The 7,833-nt window shown below is 67.6% G+C and carries 5 protein-coding genes; 2 read left to right on the top strand and 3 right to left on the bottom strand.

The genetic code is table 11. The features are described 5' to 3' along the window. Positions 1-563: 563 nt before the first annotated feature. From CYU89_RS18305 to CYU89_RS18315, 3 genes are all read right to left on the bottom strand, one after another. Positions 564-4,214 (bottom strand): methylmalonyl-CoA mutase family protein, encoded by a 3,651-nt coding sequence (locus tag CYU89_RS18305; protein WP_296282959.1) that lies wholly within the window; start codon positions 4,212-4,214, stop codon positions 564-566. Positions 4,215-4,339: 125 nt separating this feature from the next. Beyond that, complete coding sequence (locus CYU89_RS18310) at positions 4,340-5,269, bottom strand: alpha/beta hydrolase (RefSeq protein WP_296282960.1); 930 nt, start codon at positions 5,267-5,269, stop codon at positions 4,340-4,342. 20 nt (positions 5,270-5,289) lie between these two features. After that, positions 5,290-5,910, bottom strand: a complete 621-nt coding sequence (locus CYU89_RS18315) for a TetR/AcrR family transcriptional regulator (RefSeq protein WP_093486391.1) — start codon at positions 5,908-5,910, stop codon at positions 5,290-5,292. 214 nt (positions 5,911-6,124) lie between these two features. On the opposite strand from CYU89_RS18315, the gene CYU89_RS18320 reads away from it, so the two are divergent. Then, positions 6,125-7,225 carry a Glu/Leu/Phe/Val dehydrogenase dimerization domain-containing protein gene (locus CYU89_RS18320; RefSeq protein WP_296282961.1) on the top strand — a complete coding sequence of 367 codons (1,101 nt, stop codon included), beginning with the start codon at positions 6,125-6,127 and terminating at the stop codon, positions 7,223-7,225. Positions 7,226-7,278: 53 nt separating this feature from the next. Further along, positions 7,279-7,833, top strand: a 555-nt coding sequence (locus tag CYU89_RS18325; RefSeq protein WP_296282962.1) for an acyl-CoA dehydrogenase family protein, incomplete at its 3' end; no start/stop codon positions are given.

The raw sequence follows: 7,833 nt of genomic DNA on the forward strand, positions 1-7,833 counted from the left end.
CCCTCACCCGCCTTCGGCACCCTCTCCCCGCTTCGCAGGGCGAGGGAAGCCACCGCGGACTCGTAGGCTGGGTTGATAAACCCAGCGTCGGATAACTCCGCGCCCGGGATGCTGGGTTTATCAACCCAGCCTACAAAGCTGCGCTCTCGAGATCGCCGCCACCCGCGGCTCCGGCGGCTGCCGCCTGATGCAACCCGGCGACCCCGACGTGGCCACCATCGGCGACGCCCGCGACGTCGTCACCGTCATGCGTATCTGCCGCCGCGGCGAACTGATCTGGCGCGGGCCGGGGGCGTACCGCTAGTGCTTTCCCTTCTCCCCGCCTGCGGGGAGAAGGTGCCCGGAGGGCGGATGAGGGGCAGCGCGCGGTGCATGACCGGGCGCCGTTATCACCGCTTCTCCGTTCGCCCCTCACCCGCCCTTCGGGCACCCTCTCCCCGCTGCGCAGGGAGAGGGAACCTTTGGACGGATCGCGCACGCGTTGGCCGCGCGTGACTTTGGTCCCTGCCGCTGCGCGCACCAACGAAAAACCCCGCCGAAGCGGGGTTTTCGTTTTCTGCGGCTTACATGTTCCGCCGGTACTCGCCACCCACGTCGTACAGCGCGTGGCTGATCTGGCCCAGGCTGTGGGTCTTCACCGCTTCCACCAGCGCTTCGAACACGTTGCGGCGTTCGCGCGCCGCGCGCTGCAGGTAGGCCAGGCCGTGGCCGTCGTGGGTCTCCGGCTCGGCGTGTTCCTCGAGCGCCGCCGCGTGGCTGTGGTCGGTCTCGCCTTCCGGCCCCAGCCCGTTGCGCGAGGCCTGCCAGGCGCGGACGTTGGCGATCTGCTGTCCTTTCTCTTCCTCGGTCGAGCGGATCAGCTCGATCTCGGTGGCGATCTCGCCGCCGTGCTCGCGCGGCAGGAAGGTGTTCACGCCCACCAGCGGCAGGCTGCCGTCGTGCTTCTTGTGCTCGTAGTACAGCGACTCTTCCTGGATCTTGCCGCGCTGGTACATGGTGTCCATCGCGCCGAGCACGCCGCCGCGCTCGCTGATGGCTTCGAACTCCTTGTAGACCGCCTCTTCCACGATGTCGGTCAGCTGGTCGACGACGAAACTGCCCTGCCAGGGGTTCTCGTTGAAGTTCAGCCCCAGCTCCTTGTTGATGATCATCTGGATGGCGACCGCGCGGCGCACGCTCTCTTCCGTCGGCGTGGTGATCGCCTCGTCATAGGCGTTGGTGTGCAGGCTGTTGCAGTTGTCGAACAGCGCATACAGCGCCTGCAGCGTGGTGCGGATGTCGTTGAACTGGATTTCCTGCGCGTGCAGCGACCGGCCGGAGGTCTGGATGTGGTACTTCATCATCTGGGACCGTTCGTTGGCGCCGTAGCGCTCGCGCATGGCGCGCGCCCAGATGCGGCGGGCGACGCGGCCGATGACGGTGTACTCCGGGTCCATGCCGTTGCTGAAGAAGAACGACAGGTTGGGCGCGAAGTCGTCGATCTTCATGCCGCGCGCCAGGTAGTACTCCACGATGGTGAAGCCGTTGGACAGGGTGAAGGCGAGCTGGCTGATCGGGTTCGCTCCGGCTTCGGCGATGTGGTAGCCCGAAATCGACACCGAGTAGAAATTACGCACCGCGTGATCGACGAAGTACTGCTGGATGTCGCCCATCATGCGCAGGGCGAACTCCGTGCTGAAGATGCAGGTGTTCTGCGCCTGGTCTTCCTTGAGGATGTCGGCCTGCACGGTGCCGCGCACGGTGGCTAGCGTCTCGGCCTTGATGCGGGCGTAGGTGGCTTCATCGACCAGCTGGTCGCCGGTAATGCCCAGCAGCCCCAGGCCCAGGCCGTTGTTGGTCGGCGGCAGTTCGCCGTGGTACTGCGGACGCGCGCGACCTTCGAAGAACGCATCGATCTTCGCGCTCGCTTCGGCCCAGCGCGCGTCGTCGGCCTTCAGGTATTTCTCCACCTGCTGGTCGACGGCGGTGTTCATGAACATCGCCAGGATGATCGGCGCCGGGCCGTTGATCGTCATCGACACCGAGGTGGTGGGCGCGCACAGGTCGAAGCCGGAGTACAGCTTCTTCATGTCGTCCAGCGTGGGGATGTTGACGCCGGAGTTGCCGATCTTGCCGTAGATGTCCGGGCGCGGCGCCGGGTCTTCGCCGTACAGGGTGACGCTGTCGAAGGCGGTGGACAGGCGCGCGGCCGGCTGGCCGACCGACAGGTAATGGAAGCGGCGGTTGGTGCGCTCCGGCGTGCCTTCGCCGGCGAACATGCGGATGGGATCCTCACCGGTGCGGCGGTACGGATACACGCCGCCGGTATACGGATAGCTGCCGGGCAGGTTCTCTTTCTGCAGGAACGTCAGCAGTTCGCCCCAGCCCTGGTACGGCGGCGGCGCGATCTTGGGGATCTGCTGGTGGCTGAGCGATTCGCGGTAGTTCTCGATGCGGATGGTCTTGCCGCGCACCTGGTACTCGTTGACCGGATCGGTCACGGCCTTGTGCCGGGCCGGCCATTCGCGCAGCAGCTTGAGCGCTTCGGACGACAGCGACTGGAGGGCGTCGTTGTAGCGCTGGCGGAGGGTGAGCAGCGAGCGGTCGACGGGGTGAGCCCCTCTCCCTTCATGGGAGAGGGGTTGGGGAGAGGGTGAGCCCGCGCCCGCCCCCTCTCCCGCCGCGCGGGGCGCGGCGACCTCTCCCGCGAGGGGAGAGGTAGGAAGCAATGCATCCGATGCATACAACTCCAGCGCCTTCGGCAGTGCCGGATCTTCCAGGTCCTTCAACGCATTCCAGTAGTGCTGCGCGCGGCTGGCCGTTTCGGCTTCGGTCTCGATGCGGCGGTTGATGCCGCGGCCCTGTCCGGCGATCTCGGCCAGGTAGCGCACGCGGCTGCCGGGGATCAGCACGGTGGCGCGCGGCTCCTTCAGGGTGGTGTCGAGCGCGGGCGTCCACTTCTCCGCCGGCAGCTGCAGCTTCTCGCGCAGCAGGCGGCACAGGTTGGCGAACATCCAGCTGACGCCGGGGTCGTTGAACTGGCTGGCGATGGTCGGATACACAGGCACGTCGGCATCCGGCGTCTGGAACGCCACGCGGTTGCGCTTCCATTGCTTGCGCACGTCGCGCAGCGCGTCTTCGGCGCCGCGCTTGTCGTACTTGTTCAACACGATCAGCTCGGCGAAGTCGATCATGTCGATCTTCTCCAGCTGGCTGGCCGCGCCGTAGTCGCTGGTCATCACGTACATCGGGAAGTCGACCAAGTCGACGATTTCCGAATCGCTCTGGCCGATGCCGGCGGTCTCGACGATCACCAGGTCGAAGCCGAGCGACTTCAGGAAGGCGATGCAGTCCTTCAGCACCGCATTGGTCGCCACGTGCTGGCGGCGCGTGGCCATCGAGCGCATGTAGATGCGGTCGCTGCGCAGTGCATTCATGCGGATGCGGTCGCCGAGCAGCGCGCCGCCGGTACGGCGGCGGGTGGGATCGACCGAGATCACCGCGATATGCATCTGCGGGAAGCAGGACAGGAAGCGATTCATCAGTTCGTCGGTGACCGACGACTTGCCGGCGCCGCCGGTGCCGGTGATACCGACCACCGGCGTGGGCCGCGCGGGGAACGGTGCGTGCGGGCCCTTGGCCCACTGCGCGCGCAGCTTCTCCAGGTCGGCGTCGGAATAGCGACCGTCCTCGATGGCACTGAGCACGCGGCCGATGCCGGCCTCGTCGGTGAGCCTGGGCTGCGCGGGCGCGGCGTCGCGATCGGCGGCGACCTGCACGCGGCCTTCCTCGGCGCGCTTGACCACGTCCTGGATCATTTCGACCAAGCCCATCTTCATGCCGTCGTTCGGGTGGTAGATGCGCTCCACGCCGTAGGCCTGCAGTTCGGCGATCTCTTCCGGCGTGATGGTGCCGCCGCCGCCGCCGAAAACGCGCACGTGGCCGGCGCCGCGTTCCTTCAGCATGTCGACCATGTACTTGAAGTACTCGACGTGCCCACCCTGGTAGCTGGACAGCGCGATGCCGTCGGCGTCTTCCTGCAGCGCGGCGCGGACCACGTCCTCGACGCTGCGGTTGTGGCCGAGGTGGATCACTTCCGCACCCTCGCCCTGGATCAGGCGGCGCATGATGTTGATGGCCGCGTCATGCCCGTCGAACAGGCTGGCGGCGGTGACGAAGCGCAGCGGCGTAGCGTCGGCCTGGGCGGCGGGGAACTGGCTGGCGGGTGTACTCACGCGTGCTCACTTGCAGGACGGACAGACGCGGGATTGTAGCCGCTCGCGCGTGACCACCTCACCAATTGCACACCAGTGGACACCGCACGCGCACCCTACGGTGGCGTGCGGTCACGCCGTTCGCGTCAGCACAGGCCGAACGGCAGCTCGCGCGTGGACACCACGCGTTGTCCCACGGCTTCGCCGCGCAGGAAGCGCAAGGCGGCATCGAGCGTTTCCGGCGCGATGGTCACGCGATGGTGGCCGAGCCCGTTCGTGCTGAGCAGCGTGGCCTGCGGCCAGTAGCGCGCGTAGCGCTCGCCTTCGCACCACGGCACGTCGGTGTCTTCCAGGTCGTGCACGACCAGGCCGGGCCGCGCGATCTGCGGCGCGGTGGCCTGCGCGTGGAGGTCGCGGATGTCGTGCGCGGTGAGTTCCTGGTACTCGTCGAACAGCCGCCGGCTGAGGAACTGCGCCAGCCCCACCATGCCGCCGAAGCGGCGCGCGGCATCGAACGGATCGGCGGCGGGCGCCAGCAGGATCACGCGCTCGGCCTGCAGCCCGCGCGCCATTGCGATCGCGCTCGCGGCGCCGCCGAGCGAATGACCGACGACGGCGGCCAGCGGACCGGTGTGGTCGGCGACCCGGGCGATCGCTTCGGCGAACATCGGCAGCGTGGCGCGGCGTCCGCTGCTGCGGCCATGCGCGGGCTGGTCGAACGTCACCACGGCATAGCCGGCGCGGCGCAGCGGTTCCACCCACGGCAGGAAGCGCAGGCCGAAGCTGGACCAGCCATGGGCCAGCAGCACGGTCGGTTCGCGGGCCGGATCGCCCCAGGTATAGGTGGTCAGGCGTTCGCGGCCGAAGGCCAGTTCGCCCAGCCGCGCGCCGCCGGTGTCGGCCTGTCTGGCTCGCGTGCGGGCACCGGGCATCGGCGTGCAAAAGAGCTGGAACGCCCGGGTCAGCGTGCTGCGCGGGGCGAGCCAGCTGCCGACGGCGAGACGGGCGCTCAGCAGGCGCAGCGCGAGGGGTTTACGAACGGTCGTGCTATTTTGACGGACAGTGACAGCGGCCATGGCGGTGGACCTCGGGGGCGTCAGGCGGGGGTGGAGACAGCGGGTGCGCCGTAGGACGCCAGCAGGCGGTCCAGCGAACGGCGGGCGAGCAACGGCGCCTGTTCGGCGTCGTAGAGCCGGGCGTCGTGCAGGCCTTGGGCGACGGCGAACAGTTCGAACGCGAGCAGGACCGGATCGGTCTTCGGCGACAGCTCACCGGTGTCGATGCACATGCCGATCGCCTTGACCAGTTGCTGGCGCAGCTGCAGCAGCCAATCGACGATGCGGTCGCGCAGCAGGCCCGGGCGGGCGTCGTATTCATGGGCGGCGGCCAGGATCACGCAACCATCCGGGTTGTCGCAGACCCACTGGAACCAGTGTTCCATGATGGCGCGCAGGCGCGGCAGGCCGCGCGGCTGGCTGATGGCCGGCCCGATCACGGCGCGGGCGTAGCGCTCGGCCGTCCACTCCAGCACGGTCAGCTGCAGGTCTTCGCGGGAGCCGAAGTGGGCGAAGACGCCGCTCTTCGACATGCCGGCGGCCGTGGCCAGCTCACCGATCGACAGGCCTTCCAGCCCGTGCCGGGCGGCGATGTCGTAGGCCCGCGCCACGATCATCTCGCGGGTGGCATTGCCTTTGTGCGTCGCGGCCTGGGGACTCATGGCCACAGAAATAGCACGGTCGTTCGAAACTCACAATAGGCCTGAAATCCCCCCACGGCCGCCGCCTGTCATCTCGCGCGAAGGCGATTGGATTAAACTGGCGCCCAGCGACGACCACGGCGGAATCCGGAAACGTCGCTTTTTTCTTTTCTGACAACCCGTTAGCCGTGAAGGCAAGCCCGCGCCGGTTCTCCCCGCGCACCGGAGCCCATCCATGATTTTCGAAACGCTCGACACCTCCGGCCACGAACAGGTCATCTTCTGCCACAACCCGGACGCCGGGCTGAAGGCCATCATCGCCATCCACAGCACCGTGCTCGGCCCCGCGCTGGGCGGCGTGCGGCTGCGCCCGTACGCCGACAGCGCGCTGGCGCTCAACGACGCGCTGCGCCTGAGCCGCACCATGACCTACAAGAACGCGCTGGCCGGCCTGAACGTCGGCGGCGGCAAGGCGGTGATCATCGGCGACAGCAACGTGGACAAGACCGAGGTGCTGTTCCGCAGCTTCGGCCGCTATGTCGATTCGCTGGGCGGCCGCTACATCACCGCCGAGGACGTCGGCACCGACGTCAACGACATGGAAAACGTCTACCGCGAGACCGAATACGTGGTCGGCGTGCACCAGGTGCACGGCGGTTCCGGCGACCCCGCCCCGTTCACCGCCTACGGCGCGCTGCAGGGCCTGATGGCCACGCTGAACCGCAAGTTCGGCAACGAAGAGATCGGCAAGTACAGCTTCGCCGTGCAGGGCCTGGGCCACATCGGCATGGAGTACGTGAAGCTGCTGAAGGAACGCGGCGCCAAGCTGTTCGTCACCGACCTCAATCCGGCGCTGGTCGAGCATGCGGTGGAGGAATACGGCGCCGAGGCCGTCAAGCCCGACGAGATCTACGACCTGCCGGTCGACGTGTTCAGCCCCTGCGCGCTGGAATACGCGATCAACGAACAGACCCTGCCCCGCCTGAAGGCGAAGGTGATCTGCGGCACCGCCAACAACCAGATGTCGCACGTCACCGGCGTGGAAGCGGCCAAGCGCGGCATCCTGTATGCGCCGGATTACGCGGTGAACGCAGGTGGCGTGATGAACGTCTCGCTGGAGATCGATGGCTACAATCGCGAACGCGCCATGCGCATGATGCGGACCATCTACCACACCGTCGGCAAGATCTTCGACCTGGCGGAGAAGGAGAACATCGCGCCGCAGTACGCCGCCGACCGCATCGCCGAAGCCCGCATGACGGCGATCGGCAAGCTGAAGCTGCCCCTGGGCCGCACCGCGCCGCGCTTCATGGGGCATCTGCGCGGCGAGCATTGACGTAGGACGTTCCAACGACAACATGGATTGGCCGCAATAGGAGGGAGGACCGAATGCGACCGGATACCGTCAGCGGGTTTCCGCTGGGCGAAGAATTGGATGCGCTGCGCGAGGCCGTGCAGCGGTTCGCGCAGACCGAGATCGCGCCGCGTGCGGCGCAGATCGACCACGACAATGCGTTCCCGCAGGACCTGTGGCCCAAGCTGGGCGAACTGGGCCTGCTGGGCATCACCGTCGACCCCGAGTTCGGCGGCAGCGGCATGGGCTACCTGGCCCACCTGGTGGCGATGGAGGAGATCTCGCGGGCGTCGGGCTCGGTCGGCCTGAGCTACGGCGCACATTCCAACCTGTGCGTGTCCAACCTCTACCTCAACGGCAATGCCGCGCAGCGCGCGAAGTACCTGCCGAAGCTGTGCAGCGGCGAGTGGAAAGGCGCGCTCGCGATGAGCGAACCGGGCGCCGGCTCCGACGTGGTCGGTTCGATGAGCTGCCGCGCCGAGCTCAAGGACGGTATGTGGGTCGCCAACGGCAACAAGATGTGGATCACCAACGGGCCCGAAGCCGACGTGCTGCTGGTCTACATGCGCACCGCCGGCAAGGACGCGGGC

Source organism: Pseudoxanthomonas sp. (genome assembly GCF_002863005.1).
GTDB lineage: Bacteria > Pseudomonadota > Gammaproteobacteria > Xanthomonadales > Xanthomonadaceae > Pseudoxanthomonas_A.

What these genes read in the sequence shown, in the direction of transcription:
- CYU89_RS18310 (WP_296282960.1), bottom strand. Translation starts at nt 5,269, where the DNA reads ATGGCCGCTGTCACTGTCCGTCAAAATAGCACGACCGTTCGTAAACCC.
- CYU89_RS18315 (WP_093486391.1), bottom strand. Translation starts at nt 5,910, where the DNA reads ATGAGTCCCCAGGCCGCGACGCACAAAGGCAATGCCACCCGCGAGATG.
- CYU89_RS18320 (WP_296282961.1), top strand. Translation starts at nt 6,125, where the DNA reads ATGATTTTCGAAACGCTCGACACCTCCGGCCACGAACAGGTCATCTTC.